Source organism: Oleispirillum naphthae (genome assembly GCA_027864655.1).
GTDB classification, from domain to species: Bacteria; Pseudomonadota; Alphaproteobacteria; order Rhodospirillales; family Rhodospirillaceae; genus Oleispirillum; species Oleispirillum naphthae.
Map to the genome: position 1 here is coordinate 315,238 of JAQAZG010000001.1, position 19,021 is coordinate 334,258.

At 70.6% G+C, this 19,021-nt stretch carries 20 protein-coding genes and 1 tRNA gene; 10 read left to right on the top strand and 11 right to left on the bottom strand.

Annotation, left to right across the window (positions count from 1 at the left end):
* Positions 1–78: 78 nt before the first annotated feature.
* Positions 79–153, bottom strand: a tRNA-Val gene (locus O7R11_RS01470).
* 160 nt (positions 154–313) lie between these two features.
* On the opposite strand from O7R11_RS01470, the gene O7R11_RS01475 reads away from it, so the two are divergent.
* Entirely contained in the window at positions 314–1,252 is a 939-nt protein-coding gene (locus O7R11_RS01475; protein WP_337995698.1) for an N-formylglutamate amidohydrolase, read from the top strand.
* A gap of 6 nt (positions 1,253–1,258) precedes the next feature.
* Here the strand turns inward: O7R11_RS01475 and O7R11_RS01480 are convergent, their stop codons facing one another.
* Positions 1,259–1,720, bottom strand: a complete 462-nt coding sequence (locus O7R11_RS01480; protein ID WP_337995699.1) for a PaaI family thioesterase — start codon at positions 1,718–1,720, stop codon at positions 1,259–1,261.
* Positions 1,717–2,748, bottom strand: a complete 1,032-nt coding sequence (locus O7R11_RS01485; RefSeq protein WP_337995841.1) for a class I SAM-dependent methyltransferase — start codon at positions 2,746–2,748, stop codon at positions 1,717–1,719. Before O7R11_RS01485 ends, O7R11_RS01480 begins: the two co-directional genes overlap by 4 nt.
* Before the next feature lie 107 nt (positions 2,749–2,855).
* On the opposite strand from O7R11_RS01485, the gene cysQ reads away from it, so the two are divergent.
* Positions 2,856–3,680 (top strand): 3'(2'),5'-bisphosphate nucleotidase CysQ, encoded by an 825-nt coding sequence (cysQ, locus tag O7R11_RS01490; RefSeq protein WP_337995700.1) that lies wholly within the window; start codon positions 2,856–2,858, stop codon positions 3,678–3,680.
* A 5-nt stretch (positions 3,681–3,685) separates the two neighbouring features.
* Complete coding sequence (locus tag O7R11_RS01495; RefSeq protein WP_337995842.1) at positions 3,686–4,840, top strand: MFS transporter; 1,155 nt, start codon at positions 3,686–3,688, stop codon at positions 4,838–4,840.
* A 4-nt stretch (positions 4,841–4,844) separates the two neighbouring features.
* Here the strand turns inward: O7R11_RS01495 and O7R11_RS01500 are convergent, their stop codons facing one another.
* The 3 genes from O7R11_RS01500 to O7R11_RS01510 form a co-directional block, all read right to left on the bottom strand.
* A complete protein-coding gene (locus tag O7R11_RS01500; RefSeq protein WP_337995843.1) occupies positions 4,845–5,207 on the bottom strand; it encodes a GcrA family cell cycle regulator in 363 nt (120 codons plus the stop codon).
* Between the two features lie 142 nt (positions 5,208–5,349).
* Complete coding sequence (locus O7R11_RS01505; protein WP_337995701.1) at positions 5,350–6,735, bottom strand: DUF4139 domain-containing protein; 1,386 nt, start codon at positions 6,733–6,735, stop codon at positions 5,350–5,352.
* 73 nt (positions 6,736–6,808) lie between these two features.
* On the bottom strand, positions 6,809–8,338 hold the full coding sequence (locus O7R11_RS01510; protein ID WP_337995702.1) for a glycosyltransferase family 9 protein: 1,530 nt from the start codon (positions 8,336–8,338) through the stop codon (positions 6,809–6,811).
* Positions 8,339–8,529: 191 nt separating this feature from the next.
* Here O7R11_RS01510 and O7R11_RS01515 point away from each other — a divergent pair, with 191 nt between their 5' ends.
* On the top strand, positions 8,530–8,946 hold the full coding sequence (locus O7R11_RS01515) for a DUF1465 family protein (RefSeq protein ID WP_337995703.1): 417 nt from the start codon (positions 8,530–8,532) through the stop codon (positions 8,944–8,946).
* A gap of 8 nt (positions 8,947–8,954) precedes the next feature.
* Here O7R11_RS01515 and O7R11_RS01520 read toward each other — a convergent pair whose 3' ends face one another.
* Positions 8,955–9,944 carry a zinc ABC transporter substrate-binding protein gene (locus O7R11_RS01520; protein WP_337995704.1) on the bottom strand — a complete coding sequence of 330 codons (990 nt, stop codon included), beginning with the start codon at positions 9,942–9,944 and terminating at the stop codon, positions 8,955–8,957.
* 204 nt (positions 9,945–10,148) lie between these two features.
* On the opposite strand from O7R11_RS01520, the gene O7R11_RS01525 reads away from it, so the two are divergent.
* The 3 genes from O7R11_RS01525 to O7R11_RS01535 are packed head-to-tail and all read left to right on the top strand — an operon-like array spanning position 10,149 to position 12,239.
* Positions 10,149–10,652, top strand: coding sequence for a Fur family transcriptional regulator (locus tag O7R11_RS01525; RefSeq protein WP_337995705.1), 504 nt, complete (start codon positions 10,149–10,151; stop codon positions 10,650–10,652).
* Positions 10,653–10,672: 20 nt separating this feature from the next.
* Positions 10,673–11,452 carry a metal ABC transporter ATP-binding protein gene (locus O7R11_RS01530; protein WP_337995706.1) on the top strand — a complete coding sequence of 260 codons (780 nt, stop codon included), beginning with the start codon at positions 10,673–10,675 and terminating at the stop codon, positions 11,450–11,452.
* On the top strand, positions 11,436–12,239 hold the full coding sequence (locus O7R11_RS01535) for a metal ABC transporter permease (RefSeq protein ID WP_337995707.1): 804 nt from the start codon (positions 11,436–11,438) through the stop codon (positions 12,237–12,239). The genes O7R11_RS01530 and O7R11_RS01535 overlap by 17 nt, the downstream gene beginning before the upstream one ends.
* 51 nt (positions 12,240–12,290) lie before the next feature.
* Here the strand turns inward: O7R11_RS01535 and O7R11_RS01540 are convergent, their stop codons facing one another.
* Genes O7R11_RS01540 through O7R11_RS01550 form a run of 3 tightly spaced genes read right to left on the bottom strand, consistent with a single transcriptional unit; the run spans position 12,291 to position 14,600 of the window.
* The gene (locus O7R11_RS01540; protein ID WP_337995708.1) at positions 12,291–13,547 is read right to left on the bottom strand and encodes an FAD-binding oxidoreductase/lyase; all 1,257 of its coding nucleotides are present in this window, start codon (positions 13,545–13,547) and stop codon (positions 12,291–12,293) included.
* A gap of 52 nt (positions 13,548–13,599) precedes the next feature.
* Complete coding sequence (locus O7R11_RS01545; protein WP_337995709.1) at positions 13,600–14,217, bottom strand: Hpt domain-containing protein; 618 nt, start codon at positions 14,215–14,217, stop codon at positions 13,600–13,602.
* On the bottom strand, positions 14,214–14,600 hold the full coding sequence (locus O7R11_RS01550; RefSeq protein WP_337995710.1) for a response regulator: 387 nt from the start codon (positions 14,598–14,600) through the stop codon (positions 14,214–14,216). Before O7R11_RS01550 ends, O7R11_RS01545 begins: the two co-directional genes overlap by 4 nt.
* 220 nt (positions 14,601–14,820) lie before the next feature.
* Here O7R11_RS01550 and O7R11_RS01555 point away from each other — a divergent pair, with 220 nt between their 5' ends.
* From O7R11_RS01555 to O7R11_RS01565, 3 genes are all read left to right on the top strand, one after another.
* Positions 14,821–16,419, top strand: a complete 1,599-nt coding sequence (locus tag O7R11_RS01555) for a sensor histidine kinase (RefSeq protein ID WP_337995711.1) — start codon at positions 14,821–14,823, stop codon at positions 16,417–16,419.
* Between the two features lie 9 nt (positions 16,420–16,428).
* Positions 16,429–17,667: a response regulator gene (locus O7R11_RS01560; RefSeq protein WP_337995712.1), complete on the top strand. Its 1,239-nt coding sequence runs from the start codon at positions 16,429–16,431 to the stop codon at positions 17,665–17,667.
* An 83-nt stretch (positions 17,668–17,750) separates the two neighbouring features.
* Positions 17,751–18,275 carry a glycine cleavage system transcriptional repressor gene (locus O7R11_RS01565; RefSeq protein WP_337995713.1) on the top strand — a complete coding sequence of 175 codons (525 nt, stop codon included), beginning with the start codon at positions 17,751–17,753 and terminating at the stop codon, positions 18,273–18,275.
* Here O7R11_RS01565 and O7R11_RS01570 read toward each other — a convergent pair.
* Entirely contained in the window at positions 18,272–18,973 is a 702-nt protein-coding gene (locus O7R11_RS01570) for a Crp/Fnr family transcriptional regulator (protein ID WP_337995714.1), read from the bottom strand. The two genes, O7R11_RS01565 and O7R11_RS01570, sit on opposite strands and share 4 nt — an antisense overlap.
* Between the last annotated feature and the right edge of the window lie 48 nt (positions 18,974–19,021).

The following is a 19,021-nucleotide window of genomic DNA, read 5'->3' on the forward strand; positions in this document are numbered from 1 at the left end:
ACCGGGGAAATTCCCTCGCAGCCCCCGCCCCCAATAGCTCAAACGGACGAAGCCCCAAGGGTTCCCTTGGGGCTTCGATGGTGGGCGGTACTGGGATTGAACCAGTGACCCCTACGATGTCAACGTAGTGCTCTCCCGCTGAGCTAACCGCCCATGATCCGTGGCCGGATCGGCCAAACCGGAGGCATGGCTTTTAGCCAATGCCGGATGCGTTGGCAAGGCTTTATTTTGCGGGCAAGGCGGCCGCGTTTCAAGCCTCTTCACACGGGCTTGGCACCCCCCCCTGCGGTTTGATAAACTCCCGCCGATGAGAATGAAGCCGAAGCCGACGGGGATGGGGTGCGGCGTCTTCGACAACACGTTGTCGGAGCGCATCGGCGGTGTTTTGGAAATTCTCTACCCCGACGTCCAGTCCCTGCCCCTGGTGCTCGCCTCGCCGCACAGCGGCTGCGACTACACCTGGAAGTTTCTCGAGAGTGCGCAACTCGGCCCGCTCGCCATCCGACGCTCCGAGGACGCCTTCGTCGATCGCCTGTTCGCCCTCGGGCCGAAGCGCGGCGTCCCCCTGATCCGCGCGCTGTTTCCCCGCGCCTTCCTGGACGTCAACCGCGAGGCCTATGAGCTCGATCCCGAGATGTTCGAGGATCCGCTGCCGCCCTTCGTCAATGCGATCTCGCCGCGCGCCGCCATCGGGCTCGGCACCATTCCCCGCATCGTCGGCCACAACCAGCCGATCTATGCGGGCAAGCTGCGCTTCGCCGAGGCGCAGGAGCGCATCGAGGACCTCTACTACCCCTATCACGCCCGGCTGGAATCGCTGCTGCGCGACACCAAGCGGCGTTTCGGCGCCTGCCTGCTGCTGGATTGCCACTCCATGCCGACCAGCCCGGGCGAGGATTCCACCGATCCCTTCGGCCCCGACGTGGTGCTCGGCGACGGCTTCGGCGCCACCTGCGACGCGGAGATCGCCGACACCGCGGAACGCGTGCTCTCCGAACTCGGCTTCGTGGTGGCGCGCAACCGCCCCTATGCCGGGGGATTCACCACCCGCCACTACGGACGCCCGAGCCAGGGCACGCACGCCCTACAGATCGAGATCGCGCGCCGCCTCTACATGAACGAGGAAACTCTGACGCCGCTCCCCTGCCTGCCCGAGATGGCGCGCAAGATGGCGGTGCTGATCGACGCCCTGGGCAAGCTCGCCCTGCCGCTGGCGCAGCTCTCCGGCCGCAGCGCCGAAGCGGCGGACTGACCCCCCTCATTTCCTTGCCGGATAATCCCCGGTATCGACGCCGGTGGCGGTGTAGATGGCGCGCCCCACCGCCGCCAGAACCCCGTCCGGCGCGATCAGCCTGACCTCCGCATGCAGAATGCGGCGCCCCTGGTGCAAGGTCTGCGCCTCGGCGCGCAGCACGCCCTCGATCGGAATCGGCGCGAGGTAGGTGGTGGTGGTTTCCACCGTCACCACGGTCATCTTCAGGGTGCGCAACGCCACGCCCGCCGCCATATCGACGAACAGCGCGGCGATGCCGCCGTGGGCGATGCCGTAGGAATTGGCGAACTCCGGCCTGAGCGGCAGGGAGAGCACGGCAGTGCCGGGGCCGGTCTCCTCCACCGTCACCTCCATGAAGCGCAGAAAGGCGACGGTGCCGAAATGCCGCTTGATGAAGTCCGGCCAGTCCTCGGAACCGGGATCGATGTGGGTCGTGAGTTCGGTCATGTGCGTGCCTCGATCACCTTGAAGGCGGAATCCTCGGCGGCCACGGCGCGGGCGGAGAATGCCGCGTCGATCGCCGATTCGTAGGGGAGATGGCGGTTCGCCACCAGAAGCAGGTGGCCGCCCGGCGCCAGCGCGGCGCGCGCGGCGCGGATGAAGCCGCGGCCGATCTCCGGATCGCCCGCCTTGCCGTCGTGGAACGGCGGGTTGCTGATCACCCAGTCGTAGGGGCCGAGTCCCGGCTCGGCGAGCACGTCGTGCCAGCGCAAGGCGAGCGCCACGCCCGGCGGCGGCGCGAGGTTGAGCCGCGCCGCGGCAAGGGCGGCGGCCTCCGCCTCCACCGCGTCCAGGCTCGCGATGCCGGGGCAGCGGCGCAGCATCTCGCGGCAGAGATATCCCCAGCCCGCGCCGAAATCCGCCACCCGGCCGGAAATCCGCGCATCCAGGCAACCCGCCAGCAGGCGGGAACCGGGGTCGATGCGGTCCCAGCCGAACACCCCGGGCGCGGAAACCGCTTCGATGGCGGCAACCGGGCGCGCCCCGGCGGCGGCGCGCCACGAAGCGCAGAGCGGCGGCAAGGGGCCGTTCCGGCGCAGCCAGAACACCCGGCAATGGTGCTTGGAGAGGCGGCCGATGCCTCCGAAGGCGCGCGCCGCCGCCTTCTCCACCGCCGCCGCGCCCGCATCCGCCGCGCCCGCGCAGACCACCAGGCCGCCTTCCGCGACGAGATCGAGGGCGCGCGCCACGTCGGCGAGCGCCACCGCCTTGTGCTTGGAGAGCAGGCACAGCACCGTAGCGAAGCCCCCTTCCTCCGGCGCATCCGGCCGCACGTCGAACCCGGCGGCGGCGAGCGCGTTGAACGCCGGGCGGAAGCCCTGCGCGCAGACCAGGCCGCCGCGCCAAGGCGCGAGCGCCGGGTCGGCCGCGGCGCGCAGAAGCAGGCTGCGCGCCCCTTCGGGAAACGGCAGCAGGCCGGTGGAAAACGGCGTCAGCAGGGCGGCAGCGGCATTGGGCGTCATGCCCTCTGACATACCCACGGCCTTGCGCCTTGTCCAAGGGAAAGCGGTGCGGCGGGCGATTGCATCGCCGCGGCGAGGTGCCCATAATAGCCGCCGTTCGCCAACAAGGCCCGAGTCCGATGTCCTCCTCCCGATTTTCCGATGCCGACCTGGCCGCGCTTGCGCGGCACATGCGCGACCTTGCCGTAGAGGCGGGCGCAGCGATCATGCCGCACTTCCGCAGCGCCTCCCTGGAGCGCCGCGACAAGCCCGACGGCACCCCGGTCACCGCCGCCGACCTCGCCGCCAACGCGGTGATCCTCGCCGGGCTGCGCGCCAACTACCCCGGCATTCCGCTGATCAGCGAGGAGGAAGGCAGCGACGTGCTGACCGAGCCGGAACGGCCGTTCTTCCTCATCGACCCGCTGGACGGCACCAAGGAGTTCCTCAACGGCAGCGGCCAGTTCACCGTCAACATCGCTCTGATGGTCGATCGCCTGCCGCTCCTCGGCGTCGTCTACGCCCCGGCGATCGCACGCCTGCAATGGGTGCGCGGCCCCGGCGATGCGGTGGAGGAAACGCCGCCGCATGCCGCGGACCGCATCGGCGCGCTCACGCAAATCCGCTGCCGCGCGGCGGACAACGCGGCGCTGACGGCGGTGCTGTCGCGTTCCCACATGAATCCGGAAACCCGCGCCTACGTGGCGCGCTATGCCGTCGCCGCCGCAAGCAACGCCGGGTCCTCGCTGAAGTTCTGCCTGCTCGCCGCGGGCGAGGCCGACCTCTACCCCCGCATGGGTCCGACCTGCGAATGGGACACCGCGGCGGCGCACGCGGTGCTGCGCGCCGCGGGCGGCCACGTCACGGCGTATCCGGGGGGAGAGGAACTCCGCTACGGCAAGCCCGGCCTGCGCAACCCCTTCTTCGTCGCCTGCGGCGCCGGGGTGAACCTCTTGCCCGCGTGAACGCGATGACCCTGCCGCTGCGCTTTTCCCTGTTCTACGCGAGCCTCTTCCTGGTGGTGGGCATTCAACTGCCCTACTGGCCGGTGTGGCTGCGCGGGCGGGGCTTGAGCGCCACCGAGATCGGCATCCTGGTGGCCACCCAACTGTGGGTGAAGGTCGCCTTCAATCCGGTGGCCGGGCACATCGTCGATCGCACCGGACGCCGCCGCCCGGTGCTGTTCGTCCTCGCCGCCGGATGCCTGGCCGCCACCGCACTGTTTCCGCTGATGCCCGGATTCCCCGCGCTCTTGGCGCTCTCGGTGGTCAGCGGCGCGCTCTTCGCCGCGATCCTGCCGGTGGGCGACAACCTGACGATGACGCATGTGGTGCGCGAGGGCCTCGACTACGGGCGCATCCGCCTGTGGGGATCTCTCGCCTTCATCGCCGCCTCCGGCGCCGTCGGCCGCCTGCTCGACGTGACCTCGGAAAGCATCGTCGTCTGGCTGATCGTCGGCGGCTTCGTGCCCCTGTGCTTCGCGGTATTCGCCCTGCCCGACGCGCCGCCGCCCGCCGCCGCGGCGGCCCCGGCGCGGCTTTCGTGGATCGACCTCTTCTCCTCGCCGATCTACTGGACGTTTCTCGCCGCCACCGCGCTCACCGGCGCGAGCCACGCGGTCTATTACGGCTTCGTCACCCTGCATTGGAGCGAAGCGGGCATCGATCACGCGTTGATCGGCGCGCTGTGGGGCACCGGAGTGGCCGCCGAGGTGGTGCTGTTCGCCTTCAGCGGCCGGGTGGTGCGCGCCCTCGGGCCGTTCCGCCTGATCCTGCTCGGCGGCCTCGCCGGGGTGGTGCGCTGGACGCTGCTCGCCTTCGTCACCGACCCGTGGCTGCTCTTCCCGCTGCAGGCCCTGCACGCCTTCACCTTCGGCGCGACGCACCTGGGCGCGATGCACTTCATCGCGCGCCACATCGCCCCCGGCCTCGCCGGGCGGGCGCAGGGCCTTTATGCGGCGGCGGGCAACGGCGTGGTGCTGGGGCTGGCGACGCTCGCGGCGGGCCGCCTCTATGCGGCCACCGGCGGCCATGCCTTCCTGGCGATGTCGGTGATGGCGGCAGGCGGCAGCGCAGCCGCATTCCTGCTGCTGCGCATGGCGCGGCGCACCGCCGCCTCCGTCTGAGCCGTCACTCGGCGGAGGTGTCCGCCTTCTTGCTGGTGTTCACGTAGGCGACCGCCGCGTGTTCCGGGCAATAGGGTTTCCCCGGCAGCGCCTTCTTGCCGCAGAAGTGGAACCCCGGATCGCGCGGATCGCCGATCGGCCAGCGGCAGCAGTTCGGCCCGAGATCGACCAGAGACAGCTGCTTTTCCTTCTTCGGCTTCGGCGACGTCCGTTTGATCGGCGAAGGGCGGCCGGTCAGCCCGAGGCGATGCGCCTTGCCGACCACCGCGTTCTTCGAAACTCCCAATTGCCGCCCGATGTCGCCAGTCGAAAGTCCCTGTTCCCACAGCCGCGCCAGTTCCGCGACCATCTCGTCGGTCCAGGCCATTGCGTTCTTGTCGTCCAATTTCCCCACCTTCAGCACGGAGCCCCTGTTTTAAGGCATACCCGATCCCTCCCTGCAAGTCCACCGGCTTGCCCGCGCGCTGCGGCAGGGAGGGGTCGAATATTTCTATATTCATTCAAAAATATTACCCGCCGGATGAAATGCGCACGGAAAAGGCAATATTCGTTCGGCCACGCGCGGGCACCGTGACGTTCCAGGCGACGGTCTGCGCATCCTTGCGGGTGTAGAGGTCCTCCTCGCCGAAAATCGTCCACTGGCCGGGGAAGGTCTGCGTCACCTCCACATCGGCCGGACGGTCGCCGTCGTTGCGCAGGGTGATGCTGAAGCGCTGCTCGTTGGAGGTGCGCGAAATGTCGCGGAACTCCAGGCGCTGCGCCTCATAGGTGACATCGACGACGCGGCCCAGTTGCACCGCAACCGGCGCGCCCGCGGCGACATGGTCGATGCGGTCCTCGCCGAGGAAGAGGTCGGCGTCGTTGGCCCGCACCGCCATCACCCGCGCCACGCCCGCGGGCAGGGGCAGACCGCCCGGCGGATTGACGAAGGCAAGCCGCAGGAACGCGCCGCGCTGCGGCCACTGCCCCGGCGCGGAACGGAACACCCCGACCGGATCGACGATGCGGTAGCTGCGCGTCACCGGCAGGTTGAGGTGCTTGATGAAGGCCACCTGCTTGCGCTCCCCGGCGGAGAGGGAAACGCTCTTGGCGATCGGATAGAGGCGGTAGCCCGCCACCGCGGGCGGCTGCTGCAACGCCCCCACCTCGGAGATCGTCTTGTTGGCGGCGCGGAAGGTGGCGACGCCCGGACGCTCGGCCACCCGCGCGACATTGCCCGCCACCACCCGCAGGCTCACGTTCTCGAAGAAATCGTCGCTGCCGTTGGTCACGCCGATCCAGCCGCGCAGGGTCAGGCGGCGCTTGTCCTCGTCGTAGACCGCCGCATAATCGGCCTGCCAACGCAGCCCCGGCAGCAGGTATTGCAACACCAGATCGCGGTGGGCGGCGCGTTCGCTCTCCACCACGAAGTCCAGCCGCGCCGCGCCGGGGACCGGCGTGTCGGAGGTGATCGGCAGGACGATGCGTCCGGGATAATCGGTCTCCAGGCGGTCGCCGATGCGCAGGATCGGGTGCGGCTCCACCGCCAGCAGGGTGGCGGTCTCGGAGCGGTCCTCGCCGGTGCGCGGATCCTGCCGCACCGCCTTCACCGTCTTGCCGAGGCGGCTGGTCAAAAGCGAGCGCGGGTCGGTCATCGGCGCGCGCACCGACATCTCGCGCACCGACACCCCCTCCGCTTGCAGGAAGGTGGATTCCGGCACGATGCCGGAGGCGACGTCGAGCACGCGCAGGTGGCACTGCCCTTTCGGCAGATCACCGGCGCGCACCTCCTCCACCTGGGCGAAACCGTCGGCATAGACGGTCAGCACGCGGGAACGCAGCGAACCTCCCCCAAGAGAGATCTCCTGCGCCGCGGCAGCGCCTCCGCAGAGCATCAAGGCCACAGCGCAGGCCATTCCCGCGCGTCCTGTCTTCGTCATCATGCACTCCCGCCGCCGCCGCAAGGATGCGACTGTACCCCCGCCCGTCTCAAGACTCCATCGCCGCGTTGTCGCGCCATGCGGCAAGCCCCGCGGCCACCCGTTCCAGCAACTCCGCCCAGCCGCCGGGCTGCGCCTGCCGCCACACCCGCGCCCGCGGATACCAGGGCGTCGCCTCCCCCGCCGCGCCCCAGCGCCAGTCCGGCGCCGCGGGCACCAGCACCCAGGCGGGCCGCCCCAGCGCCCCGGCGAGGTGCGCCGCCGCGGTATCGACGCACACCACCAGTGCGCACGCCGCAAGCCGCCGCGCCGTCTCGCGGAAATCGGCCGCCCCCTGCGTGCCGTCCGCCAGGTCCGGCCAGAGGCGGCGCACCGCCGCCGCATCGGCGCCGAACTGAAAGTGGACGAATTCGATGCCGGCAACCTGCCGCAGCGCCGCGAATTCCGCAAGCGGGCAACTGCGCTTCGTGTCGTTGTAGTGCGCCGCGCTGCCCGCCCAGACCACGCCGACGCGGTTGGGCGCGGCCTGCGCTTCCGCAGGCAGGTACGCCGCCGGGGTGTCGGCGATCGCATCGAGGCCGAGAACCCGCGGCAGGCTGAGAAGCGGCACGTGGAAATCCGCCGCCACCGGCGCATCCAGGGGAACCGTGCGCCACGGCAACGCCGCATCGGCAAACAGCGGCAGCAAGGGCGGGTGCGCCCGCAGCACGACGCGGCCGACGCGTTGCGCCGCGGCGAAGCCGAAGCGCAGGAACTGCAAAGTGTCGCCGAAGCCCTGCTCCGCCTGGAGAAGCAGCGTCGCGCCGGGGCGCGGTGCGCCGTCCCAGGGTTCGCCCGGCATCTCGGCGGGCAGCAGCGGCAGGCGGCGGCGGAGCCGCGCGTCGAAACGGGAGAACCCCTCCCGCCAGCGCCCCGCCATGAGGTCGAGCTGCGCCGCCTCGTAGGCCGCATCCGCATGTTCCGGCGCAAGTTCCAGCACCCGCGCCAGCGCCGCGCGCGCCGCGGCGAAGGCGCAGGTGTCGCGCAGCGCCAGGGCCAGGGCGAACCACGCCTCCGGGTCGCCGGGAGCCCGCCCCACCGCCTCGCGATAGGCAACCGCCGCCTCCGCCTCGCGGTGCAGCTTCGCCAGAGCATGCCCCAGCCACAGCGGCAGGCGCGGGTCGGCAACCCCCGCCGCCAGCGCGTCCGCGGCGACCCGGCGCGCCTCCTCCCACGCCGCGGCCTGCAACGCCGCCAGCGTGGCGTTGACCGCCGCATCCGCATGCCCGGGCATTAGCGTCAGGGCGCGCCGCCAGCAGGACGTCGCCTCCGCCGCGCGGCCCGCCTCGCGGCAGGCCACGCCCATGGCGTAGTAGAAATCGGCGCCGCCGCCGCCCCACTTCGCCGCCAGGCGGAAATCCGCCAGCGCGCCGCGCGCATCGCCGCGGGCGAGCCGCGCCGTGGCGGCGACGGCGCGCAGTTCCGGGTTCTCCCCCAGGCCGTCGAGATGGGCGAGCGCCAGGCGCTCCGCCTCCGCCGGGTCGCGGCCGAGCGCGGCGCGGCAGGCCGCCACCGCCCGTGTGATCTCCGCATCCGTCATGCCCGCTTCCCTCCTGGGAGTTCCGTCCCCCCCGGTCGTAGCAACCCGCGCGGCAAACCGCAATCTCCCGTCGCAACGCATTGGGGTGCTTTCGCTTGTCATTCTTTCCCCCCCGGCCCACATTAGCCGGAAGAGCGGCGTCGCACGCACGGCAGGCGGACGCCGCAACGGCCATTTTACCGGAGCATGAGATGACCGCCGAATGGGTTGAAACGCAGCAGTTTTCCCGGATTTTCGATGCCAACATCGCCCTGTTGACCGAGACCCGCGACTACCTGCAGCACAATCTGACGCACGGCCAGCCGGAAACCGCGGACCCGATCGCCAAACTCACCGCGACGCGGGAGGCCTCGCGCCTCACCGCCCTGCTCGCCGAAACGATGTCCTGGCTGCTGCTCAACAAGGCGGTGAACAACCACGAGGTGCCGCTCGACGACCTTCTGGAAGAGGCGGCCTCCCTGTGCGCCAACATCGGCGCGCGCAACGAGGACGCCCCGGATATCGTGCCGGAAATCCCCAAGGAGCTTGAAGAACTCTACGTCAAGTCTTTGGATTTGTTCGTAGACGTCCGGGGGATTCTCGCCAACGCCCGCGCCGCGGCGAACTGACCTTACCCTCACTTGCCGAGGCAGGCGCGATACGCCTCCGCCAGGTTGCGCAGCAGCGCCGGATAGGCATCCGGACCGGGGGCGACGTGCGCCCCGATCGGGTCCAGCGTGCCCACCCTCAGGCCGAGGTCGCGGGCCATGCCGGCGACCGCCTGCTTCGACGCCTGCTCGTCGGCGAACACGCACACCGCGCCGGTGGCGCGCACCTTGTCGCGCACCTCGCTCAAGTGCTTGCCGCCGATCGGCTGCCCCGGATCGAGGGTGAGCGCCGCCACCGCAGTGAGGCCGAAGGGCTCCTCGAAATATGCATAGGCGTCGTGGAACACCACGAACCCCTTGCCGCCGAGGCCGGAAAGCCGCGCCGCGAGGTCGCCCTTGAGCGTCTCCAGCGAAGCCGCGAAACGCGCCGCATTGGCGCGGTAGAGCGCGGCGTGCGCCGCATCGAGCGCCGCCAGGCGTTCCGCCAGAGCCTGGGCGATCGCCGCGCCGTTGGCCGGGTCGAGCCACAGGTGCGGGTTGGCCGAACCGTGGTGATGGTGGTGCTCCTCCGCCGCGTGGGTTTCCCCGGCATGCGGTTTTTCGTGCGCATCCTCGTGCGCGGGTTCGCGTTCGTCCGGGCCGATCTCCTCGAGATGGCGGAACTGCCGCAGGGTCACCCCCGGCAGGCTCATCGCGGTCATCACGTGCGCCTTCACCCAGTCCTCGGGCCGCGCGTCCAGCGCCTTGTCCAGCCCCATCTCCATGTCCGGGCCGATCCACAGCACCACGTCGGTCCGCGTCAGCGCCCGCGCCTGCGAGGGTTTCAGCGCCGCATGATGCGGCGATTGCCCGGGCGGCAGCAGCAAGGTGGGCTTTCCGGCGTCCGCCATCACCGCCGCGGCGATCCCCGCCAACGGCGCGATGCTCACCGCCACCGTCGGCGCGGCGGCGGCGGCGCCCGCGGAGAATCCCAGCCCCGCCATCGCCATGGCCAGGATTTTCACGTCCCATCGTTGCATCGTTCATCTCCTCGCGGTACAGTCCCGCCAACACGGGCCGGAAAGCATATAACAACATCTTTACCGGCGCGAAAGTGATACTATAACAAAAAAGCTCGTCGTCGATACGTCTGTCAGGGCCATGGCCGAACGAAGCGCGAGGGTCCACCTCGGCCCGCACAGGACCCCCTATCCGCCGCTTCTCAACCCGTAAGGACTTGCGTGATGTCCGTTTTCGCACATCATACGCACGATTATGCGTCGGACCCGGACGCCGCCCTGGAAGCGGCGGACAAATATTTCCAGAGTGCGGGCGTGCGCTTCACGCCGCTGCGCCGCCGCGTCTTCGAGATCATCCTCCGCGCCGGAAAGCCGATCGGCGCTTACGACATTCTCGAGCGCCTGCGGGACCACGGAAAGATCGCCGCGCCGATTTCGGTGTATCGGGTTCTCGATTTCCTGATCGAACAGCGTTTCGTCCATCGTCTGGCGACGATCAATGCCTATATGGCCTGTGTCACGCCGGAGGACCCGCACGCCGCGCAGTTCCTGATCTGCCAGTGCTGCGGCTCGGTCACCGAGATTTCCGACCCGGTGATCGACAAGGCGATCGCCGAGGGCGCGCGCGCCGCGGATTTCCAGGTGAGCTATCCCCTGGTGGAAATCATGGGCATCTGCGCGCACTGCGCCGCCGAAGGCAAGACCGCCGGGGACTGCAAGAAGAGTTAACGTAAGGACGAACCGCCGCGATGGAGGCCCCTCTCCCCCCCGACATCCTGATCTCGCTGCGGGCGATCCGCCTGAGCCGGGGAGGGCAGAGCATTCTCGAGGACGTCGATCTCGACGTCTCCCGCCGCGAAATCCTCACCATCGTCGGCCCCAACGGCGCGGGCAAGACCTCGCTCGCGCGCGTCGCCGCCGGGCTGATCCGCCCCCAGGGCGGCAGCGTGCGGCGCGCGCCGGGGCTGCGCGTCGGCTACGTGCCGCAGGACTTCCCCGCCGACCCGACGGTGCCGATCTCGGTCCGCCGCTTCCTCGACCTGCCGCGCCGCCTCTCCGACGCCGCGGCCGCCGACGCGCTGGACATGATGTCCGCCGCGCATCTGACGAAAAAGCCCCTGGCGCGGCTTTCCGGCGGCGAACGGCAGCGCGTGCTGATCGCGCTCGCGCTCGCCGGGAAACCCGACCTCCTGATCCTCGACGAACCGAGCAAGGGCCTCGACCCGGTGTCGGAGAACGACCTCTACGCCCGCCTGCCGCAGTTGCGCGACCGCTTCGGCTTCGGCGTGCTGATGATCTCCCACGACCTGCACGTGGTGATGGCCGCCACCGACCGGGTGATCTGCCTCAACCGCTGCATCAGTTGCCAGGGATCGCCGCAGGACATCGACGCCATCGCCGCGTTCCGCAACCTGTTCTCCGATCCGGAGTCCGCCAACCTCGCGCTCTACCACCACCGCCCGCACATGCACCCCCACAGCCACGACGATGACCACGGCGGCGAGACCGACCATGCCGACCTGGATTGACGACCCCCTGTTCCTGCGTCCGCTCGCCGCGGGGCTGGCGCTCGCCGTGCTCGGCGCGCCGCTCGGCTGCCTGGTGGTGTGGCGGCGCATCGCCTTCTTCGGCGAAACGCTGGCCCACGTCGCCCTGCCGGGCATCGCGGTAGCCCTGATCGCCGGCCTGCCGCCGTTCGCCGGCGCCGCCGCCGCCGGGCTGATCACCGCCTGCCTGCTTGCGCTGTCCTCCCGCGACGGCGGCACCGGCATGGACGCCATCCTCGCCACCCTGGCGCACGTCGGGCTCTCCGCCGGTCTGATCATCCTGTCGCTCAACGGCGCGATCCGCTTCGATCCGATGTCGCTGCTGTTCGGCGACATCCTGGCGCTTGCGCCCGGCGACGTCCTCTCCACCGCCGCCGCCTGCGTCGGCGGCGGGCTGGCCCTGGCCCTGATCTGGCGGCGGCTGGTGTTTCTCACCCTGCACCGCGACCTCGCCCGCGTCTCCGGGCTGCCGGACCGCCTCTACGACATCCTCTTCCTCGCAGGCCTCGCGGGCTACGTGGCGCTGGCGATGAAGCTGGTGGGCGTACTGCTGGTCACCTCGCTTCTGGTCATCCCCGCCGCCGCGGCGCAGCCCTTCGCCCGCACGCCGGAGGGGGCGGCGCTGAAGAGCGCGCTGTTCGCAGGCGGCGCGGTGCTGATCGGCCTGATGCTGTCGTTCGCCTGGGACTGGCCCACCGGCCCGGCGATCGTCGCCGTCGGCGGCTTTTTCTTTGCCGCCGGACGCCTGGCGACGGTGCGTCGGCACTGAGGGCGGAAAAAACTTCGCGGAGGGACCGAGCCCCTCCACGAAGTTTTGGTTTTAATCGAACCGGCGCGGCGAGAACGGCGCGAGGGCCTCCGCCGCGGCGTTGCCCTCGATGGCGGCGGCAAGCGCGAAGCCGGAAAGCGGCCCGAGCGTCCAGCCGAGATCGCCGAACCCGGCGGCGACCAGGATGCGCCCGCCCGCGGAGCCCAGAAGCGGCCGGGAATCCGGGGCCATCCAGCCTTGCGCCACGGTGAGACGCCCGCCCTCGTCGCGCCAGCCCGGCCCGGCGAGGTCGCGCCACAGCCGCACGTAGGAGGCGGCGACGAGATAGCGCAGGTCGTCGCCCGGCGCGCCGCCCAGGCGCTGCGCCCCGGCCGCGACGATGCGGCCCGGACAGCGCTCCAGCCAGGCCCCGGACGCGCCATCGACGAGAACCTCGCAGGCCGGGGAGTCCTCCCCCTCTTCCACCGCCGCGTCGCGCACCAGAATGCGCTCCCGCCACGGCAGACAGGCGGAGAAGCAGCCGCGTCCGCGCGGCCAGACCGCCTCCGGCCCGCCGTCCTCGCAGCGCACCGCCCAGTCGAAGCGTTTCACCGCTCCGCCATCCACGATCTCCACGCCATCGGCCTGCGGACGCACCCGCTCCGGCCAGTGGCGCGCCACCGTCGCCGCGGTTTCCAGCTCCGCCTTCAGCGCCTCCAGCAGCGCCTCGGGGTTTTGCACCCGCGGCGCGGCGGCGACGCGCATGCCCCGCGTGTAGCGCGGCGAAAGATGGGGGAAACGCTCCGCGATCTCGGCAAACGCCACGTCGGCGAAATCGCCGCCGTGGCGCCGCCGCACGTCGTGCGCCGCCCAGCCCGCAGCATAGGCGCGCGGCCCGCGGTAGAGCGAGGTCACCGCCGCCTCGCCGATTTCCACCGGAGCCACCGCAGCCAAGGCCGCAAAAGCCCCGCGCGCCTGCGCCAGCAGAAACGCACGGTCCGCCGCGATCGTCTCCACCGCCGGGGGGCGGCCGGCCGCCGCGGCGCGCAGCAGCCAGGCGGCGAACTCCGGCGCAAACGTCGCGTGCAGGCCGCCGCGCACCGCGTTGCCGAGCAGCAGGGCGGGAACCTCCAGCGGGTAACCGGGCAGGGCCAGGGGTTCCGCCGCGAAGGTGCGCAGCACGCCGCTGCCGGGGTGCGGATTGGTGCGGTCGCCGCGATACCAGACGACACGGTGGCCGCGCTGCGCCAGAATCGCGGCGGCGAACACCGCGCCCACATCGCCGCCGACCACCGCCACGGAGCGGCGTTCCGCCGCGTCCAGAGGCATCGCCAAATCCGTAAAGATCAATCCGTCACCCATTGCCATCCCCATCCGGCGCTCACGCGTCCGGCCATGCCGCCGCAATGGCGTCGAACCGGCTGGGCGCGAACGCCACCACCGGAAAAGCGAAGCCCGCCGCCGCCGCCGCCGCCACCGCGAAATCCGGCCCCCGTCCCGCCGGGACGGCGGCGAGCATCGCCGCATCCGGCAGGCTCCAGGCCATGCCCATGCGTTGTTCCACCACGTGGGTGAGCATCCGCGCCACCGCCTCCGGCAGTCCCGCCAGCAACACCCGCAGCGGGCGCGCGAACGGCGCGTAGACCGGCGCTTCCTCGCCGGAGATCAGGCTCGACCGCTCCGCTGCGAGGCCTGCGATCTCCGCGGCGAAATCTTCCCCCAGGCAGCGCACCTGCGACAGCGCCGTATCCTCCAGCATGCCCGCATCGCGCGCGCCGCGCAGGCCGATCTCGATCAGCGCGGCGATCGCCGAGAGGCGCATGAAACCGGCGGACCCTGCCGATCCCGCGAACTTGTGCACCGCAGCGATAAGGTCCGGCAACTCCGCAAGCGGCGCGCCCGCCGCGGCAAAGGCGGCGAGCGCCCGGGAGAAATCCTCCCCCTTCGGCCGCATCGCCGCCACGTAGCCTTCCACCACACCCTGCAAACCGTCGCTCATTCCCCTGCCTCCGCCGCATACCGGGCCCACAGCGCGCGCAGGGTTTCCGCCAGGGCGAGAGGATCGAACGGCTTGGCGATACGCCCCGCGATCCCCTCTTCCGCCGCTGCGGCCTCGACCCGGCCGCTCATCAGCACCACCGCCGGACGCTCCGCGGACGGGTGCGCGCGCAGCGCCGCCACGGTTTCCCAACCATCCATGCCGGGCATCTCCAGGTCAAGCAGGACGATCTGCGGCGGCCAGGCGGCAAGGTCCGCAAGGAAGCGCCGCGCGTCGCCCCAGGCGCGCACCTCCAATCCGCCGAGGTCGGCCAGGGCGAAGCGGGCGATCTCCCGGATGTCGGGATCGTCGTCGATCAGGGCGACACGGGAAAGCGGCGTCATCGGCAATCTCCGGGCAAAACCGCAGAAGGATTCGCATTTTGCAAAGCAAAATGCATCAGCCCTCCCCCGGATGCCAGATTTTTCCAGGCCGGTTTTCCCGTGCATCCGGTTGAAATCCATAACAGCTTGTCGAAATTCGCCTTTTTTCCCAGGTACGGAAGAGCGTGGCATTCGCCGTGCATGCCCCGGACGAAGCGTTTACCGAGACAGAAGGAACACCATGCGCGGCGCACACGCCCCCGGCGGACCGGACCAGGCCGCCGATCTCGGAGACCCTCTGGAGCACTACCCCCTGCCCGCCCTGCGCGCCGGCAGCGATGGGGGCATTCTCTACGCCAACCGCGCCGCCCGCCGCCTCGCCGCGCGTCTTGCCGACGGCCTCTCCGCCCTGCTGCCCGAATACCACGGCAAGTACCTGGCCGCCGCGCTGGCCGCCCCCGGCGAGACCGTCACCGCCTGCGCCCGTTTCTACGATGCGGCCACCGTGCTGCAGTGGAGCTATGCGCTCGCCCCCGACGGCCACGGCGTCTCGATGTTCGCCGCAGACGTCGGCGGGTATGCCCTGCTTTCCGGCTCCATCGCCGACCCCATGGCCAAGGGCGCGCCCTCGGCCTACGACTCCCTGCTGCGCCGCTTCGTCGAGCATGTGCCGGTAGCCGCCGCGATGTTCGACCGCGACATGCGCTATCTGCTGGCGAGCCGCCGCTGGCGCTCGGACTTCGGCTTCCTGCCGGAGCGCCTGGAGGGACGGTGTCACTACGACCTGGTGGATGTGCCTCCGGATTGGAAGGAACGCCACCGCCGCGCCCTCGCCGGAGAGGACATGCCGCCGGTGGAGATATTCTTCACCCGGCCGGACACCGGCCGCGTCGAATGGATGATCACCCAGTCCCTGCCATGGACCCGCGAGGACGGCGAGATCGGCGGCATCCTCATCTTCGCGCAGATCATCACCGCGCGGAAAGAGGCGGAAGCCGCGGCGGAGAGCCGCCAGGCGAGCCTGCAGCACCAGCAGAAGATGGAAGCGCTCGGCACCCTCGCGGGCGGCATCGCGCACGAGATCAACTCGCCGATCCAGTACATCAGCGACAACCTGGGCTTCCTCTCCGGCGCGGTCGGCGATCTTTCCGGTCTCGTCGCCCTCTACCGCGAGGCGCTCGCCGCAGCCGGCCCGCCGCCGGAGACGCGGCAACGCATCGCCGGCGCCGAGGCCGCCATCGACCTGCCCTTCCTCGCCAGCGAGAGCGGCGAGGCGGTCGCCCAGGCCCTCTCCGGGGTGCGGGCGATCAGCCGCATCGTCACCGCGATCAAGACCTTCTCCCACCCCGGCCATGCCGACCCCATGCCGGTGGACATCAACGGCGTGATCCGCGACGCCGTCGTGGTCAGCCGCAACCAGTGGAAGCCGGTGGCCGAGGTCGAGGAGGACCTGGACGAAACGATGCCGCTGATCCTCGGCCACGGCGACCAGCTCGGCCAGGTGGTGCTCAACCTCATCGTCAACGCGATGCACGCCATCGAGGATGCCGACCGCGCCGGGCGCGGCCGCATCCGCCTGAGCAGCCGGGCGTGCGGCGACCATGCGGAAATCCGCATCGAGGACAACGGCTCCGGCATCCCCGCGCATCTTATCGGCCGGATTTTCGAACCCTTCTTCACCACCAAGGCGCCGGGGCGCGGCACCGGCCAGGGCTTGAGCATCGTCCACGCCATCGTCGCCCGCGGGCACGGCGGCGAGGTAAAGGTCGAAAGTGACCCTGGCCACTTCACCCGATTTACGGTAAGCCTACCCTATCGGCTGACAGCCACCGACCGATGAGGCGCGGCAATGAGTCCCCCGACGCAAATCCTCTTCGTTGATGACGATCCCATGGTCCTGCAAGGGCTCAAACGCGCCCTGCACCGCCACCATGCGGATTGGTCGATGCGCTTCGTCGAAAGCGCGGAGGCGGCCTTCGCCGCCATGCACGCCGCCCCCGCCGACGTGGTGATCAGCGATTTGCGCATGCCGGGAATGGACGGCGTGCAGTTTCTCGAACGCGTCGCCTCGCTGTGGCCCGGTACGGTGCGGGTCATCCTTTCCGGCCAGACCGAACGCGAAACCCTGCTGCGCGCCATCGGCCCGGCGCCGCAGTTCCTCGCCAAACCGTGCAGCGCCGAACGCCTGGAGGCGGTGATCTCCCGCGCGCTGCGCCTGCGCCATCTGCTCGGCGAGCCCGCCTTCCTCGAGCGCGTCGGGCAATTGCGCAACCTGCCCTCGCCGCCCGGCATCTACACCAAGCTGATGGAGGCGATCCGCAACGACACCGCGCCGCTCGACTCGGTGAGCCGCATCATCGCGCAGGACCTGGCGTTCTCCGCACGGCTGCTGCAAATCGCCAATTCGCCGGTGTTCGCCCTGCCGATGACGATCTCCGACGTGGCGCACGCTGTGCGTCTTCTCGGCATCGACACCGTCCGCGCGCTGGCTCTGACCCACGGCATGGTCTCCTCCCTCTCCGGCCTCGACCTCGGCGGCCTGCCGATCGAGCAGCTGTGGATGGACGGCATCCAGTGCGGCACCGTCACCCGCCACATGGCGCTCAACATGCGCGCGCCGTCCGACCTCGCCAACGAGGCGACGCTCGCCGGAATGCTGCACGGCATCGGCCAACTGCTGCTGGCGATGAACGACCCGCGCCGCCACCGCGCCGCGCGCGCCGCCGCCAGGGCCGGGCAGTTGCGCCTCACCGAGGCGGAAGAGCGCCTCTTCGGCTTCAACCATGCGCTCGCCGGGGGCTACCTGCTGCACCTCTGGGGCTTCCCCGACGCGGTGGTGGAGGGCGTCATCGGCTGGCCCTTCCCCTCCAGGATCGGCGACTTGCCCAACCTGCCCACCACCGCCGATTTCGTGCACATCGCCCGCGTCGCCATGCAGCTCGACCGCGCGAGCGGCGACCTGCCGATCGAGGCCGACGACCTGGCCGAAAGCGGCGCGGACATCGCGCGGCTCACCGCCTTCGGCGCGCAGGACAACCTGCCGCAGTGGATCCGCAGCTGCCCGCACCTCGGCCACGCATCCCTCTGACGACGGCTTGATTTCCCGCCGCGATCCCGTACCCTGATGGGCGAGGCGGCCGCCCGGACGCCGACGCGACGGAGGAACTTCCCATGAGCCAGTTGTTCATCGTTTCCGTGGTCTGCCCGGACCGCACCGGACTGATCGCGGCGCTTGCCGAGTGCCTGTTCGACCTCGGCGCCAACCTGGGCGACGCCGCCTTCGCGGTGCTGGGCCGCGGCGCGGAGTTCTCCGCGGTGTGCGACATGCCCGACGGCATCGCCCCCGCCGCGGTGGAGGCGGCGCTGAAGGCCCTGCCGGAAACGGAGGGCGGCGAGGTTTCGGTGCGCGCCTTCGCCTTCGCGGCGGAACAGGACCACACCGGCCGCACCACCCATGCCATCGAGGTGGGCGGCGGCGACCGCCCCGGCCTGGTGGCGCGCCTGGCGGAAGTGTTCCAGCAGTACGGAGCCAACATCGTGCGGCTCAACAGCACCCGCAGCGGCCGCGGCAGCGCCGCCTCCTACCTGGTGCGCATCGCCGCCTACATTCCGGAAGAGACCTCCGCCTCCTGCCTCAACACCGTGGCCAACACCGCGGGCGAACTGGGACTCACCTGCCGCATCGACCCGGTCTAGGTTCCGGAAATCCCGGCAAGCGCGCCGCGGTCCACCGCGAAGCGCCGCACCCCGACCGGGCGCAGGGTGCCGGCGCGGCGGAATTCCGCGACGGTGCGGCTCGCCGTCTCGGTGGTGATGCCGAGCATCGCGCCGATATCCTCGCGGGACAGCATCTCGAAGGACTCCCCCTCCTCCGACAGCAGCAGAAGAAGCCGCGCCACGCGGGTGCGCGCGCTGCCGGTGGAGAGCAGGGTGAGCCAGGTGTCCGCTTCGGAAACCGAGGCGTGCCAGAAGGCCATCAACTGGCGGTGCAGGCGCGGCGTCTCGCCCTCGATGCGCAACAGCACCTCGCGCGGCAGGCGGCAGACTCGGGTGGGCTGCAACGCCACCGCCTGATGCTCGCAATCCCCGTCCAGCAGCACCTCGAGCGCGATCGCCGCGCCGCCGCGCGCCAGGCGCACGATGCGCTGGCTGCCGTCGGGGAGAAACTGTTCCAGCTTCACCATGCCGTCGCGGATCATGTAGACCGCCTGCCCCGGATCGCCCTGGCGGTAGAGCACCTCGCCGGGCAGAAAGCCGAGATCGGCGATCTGCATCTGGCCGAAGCGGGTGAGTTCCTCATCCGTGAGGTCGCGGAACAGCGCGGCCCCGCGCCGCAGGCAGAACCGGCAGGCCTGCCCCAGGTCCGTCGCCCCGTCGAAACGCGCCTGATCCACCGCCGCCCCCTTCCGGCCGCCCGCGGCCGGTCCCTGCTCATGACCCAT

Excerpts from the sequence above, each read along its gene's own strand:
- O7R11_RS01475 (WP_337995698.1), top strand. The coding sequence starts at position 314 with ATGAAGCCGAAGCCGACGGGGATGGGGTGCGGCGTCTTCGACAACACG.
- O7R11_RS01480 (WP_337995699.1), bottom strand. The coding sequence starts at position 1,720 with ATGACCGAACTCACGACCCACATCGATCCCGGTTCCGAGGACTGGCCG.
- O7R11_RS01485 (WP_337995841.1), bottom strand. The coding sequence starts at position 2,748 with ATGTCAGAGGGCATGACGCCCAATGCCGCTGCCGCCCTGCTGACGCCG.
- cysQ (WP_337995700.1), top strand. The coding sequence starts at position 2,856 with ATGTCCTCCTCCCGATTTTCCGATGCCGACCTGGCCGCGCTTGCGCGG.
- O7R11_RS01495 (WP_337995842.1), top strand. The coding sequence starts at position 3,686 with ATGACCCTGCCGCTGCGCTTTTCCCTGTTCTACGCGAGCCTCTTCCTG.
- O7R11_RS01500 (WP_337995843.1), bottom strand. The coding sequence starts at position 5,207 with ATGGCCTGGACCGACGAGATGGTCGCGGAACTGGCGCGGCTGTGGGAA.
- O7R11_RS01505 (WP_337995701.1), bottom strand. The coding sequence starts at position 6,735 with ATGGCCTGCGCTGTGGCCTTGATGCTCTGCGGAGGCGCTGCCGCGGCG.
- O7R11_RS01510 (WP_337995702.1), bottom strand. The coding sequence starts at position 8,338 with ATGACGGATGCGGAGATCACACGGGCGGTGGCGGCCTGCCGCGCCGCG.
- O7R11_RS01515 (WP_337995703.1), top strand. The coding sequence starts at position 8,530 with ATGACCGCCGAATGGGTTGAAACGCAGCAGTTTTCCCGGATTTTCGAT.
- O7R11_RS01520 (WP_337995704.1), bottom strand. The coding sequence starts at position 9,944 with ATGCAACGATGGGACGTGAAAATCCTGGCCATGGCGATGGCGGGGCTG.
- O7R11_RS01525 (WP_337995705.1), top strand. The coding sequence starts at position 10,149 with ATGTCCGTTTTCGCACATCATACGCACGATTATGCGTCGGACCCGGAC.
- O7R11_RS01530 (WP_337995706.1), top strand. The coding sequence starts at position 10,673 with ATGGAGGCCCCTCTCCCCCCCGACATCCTGATCTCGCTGCGGGCGATC.
- O7R11_RS01535 (WP_337995707.1), top strand. The coding sequence starts at position 11,436 with ATGCCGACCTGGATTGACGACCCCCTGTTCCTGCGTCCGCTCGCCGCG.
- O7R11_RS01540 (WP_337995708.1), bottom strand. The coding sequence starts at position 13,547 with ATGCCTCTGGACGCGGCGGAACGCCGCTCCGTGGCGGTGGTCGGCGGC.
- O7R11_RS01545 (WP_337995709.1), bottom strand. The coding sequence starts at position 14,217 with ATGAGCGACGGTTTGCAGGGTGTGGTGGAAGGCTACGTGGCGGCGATG.
- O7R11_RS01550 (WP_337995710.1), bottom strand. The coding sequence starts at position 14,600 with ATGACGCCGCTTTCCCGTGTCGCCCTGATCGACGACGATCCCGACATC.
- O7R11_RS01555 (WP_337995711.1), top strand. The coding sequence starts at position 14,821 with ATGCGCGGCGCACACGCCCCCGGCGGACCGGACCAGGCCGCCGATCTC.
- O7R11_RS01560 (WP_337995712.1), top strand. The coding sequence starts at position 16,429 with ATGAGTCCCCCGACGCAAATCCTCTTCGTTGATGACGATCCCATGGTC.
- O7R11_RS01565 (WP_337995713.1), top strand. The coding sequence starts at position 17,751 with ATGAGCCAGTTGTTCATCGTTTCCGTGGTCTGCCCGGACCGCACCGGA.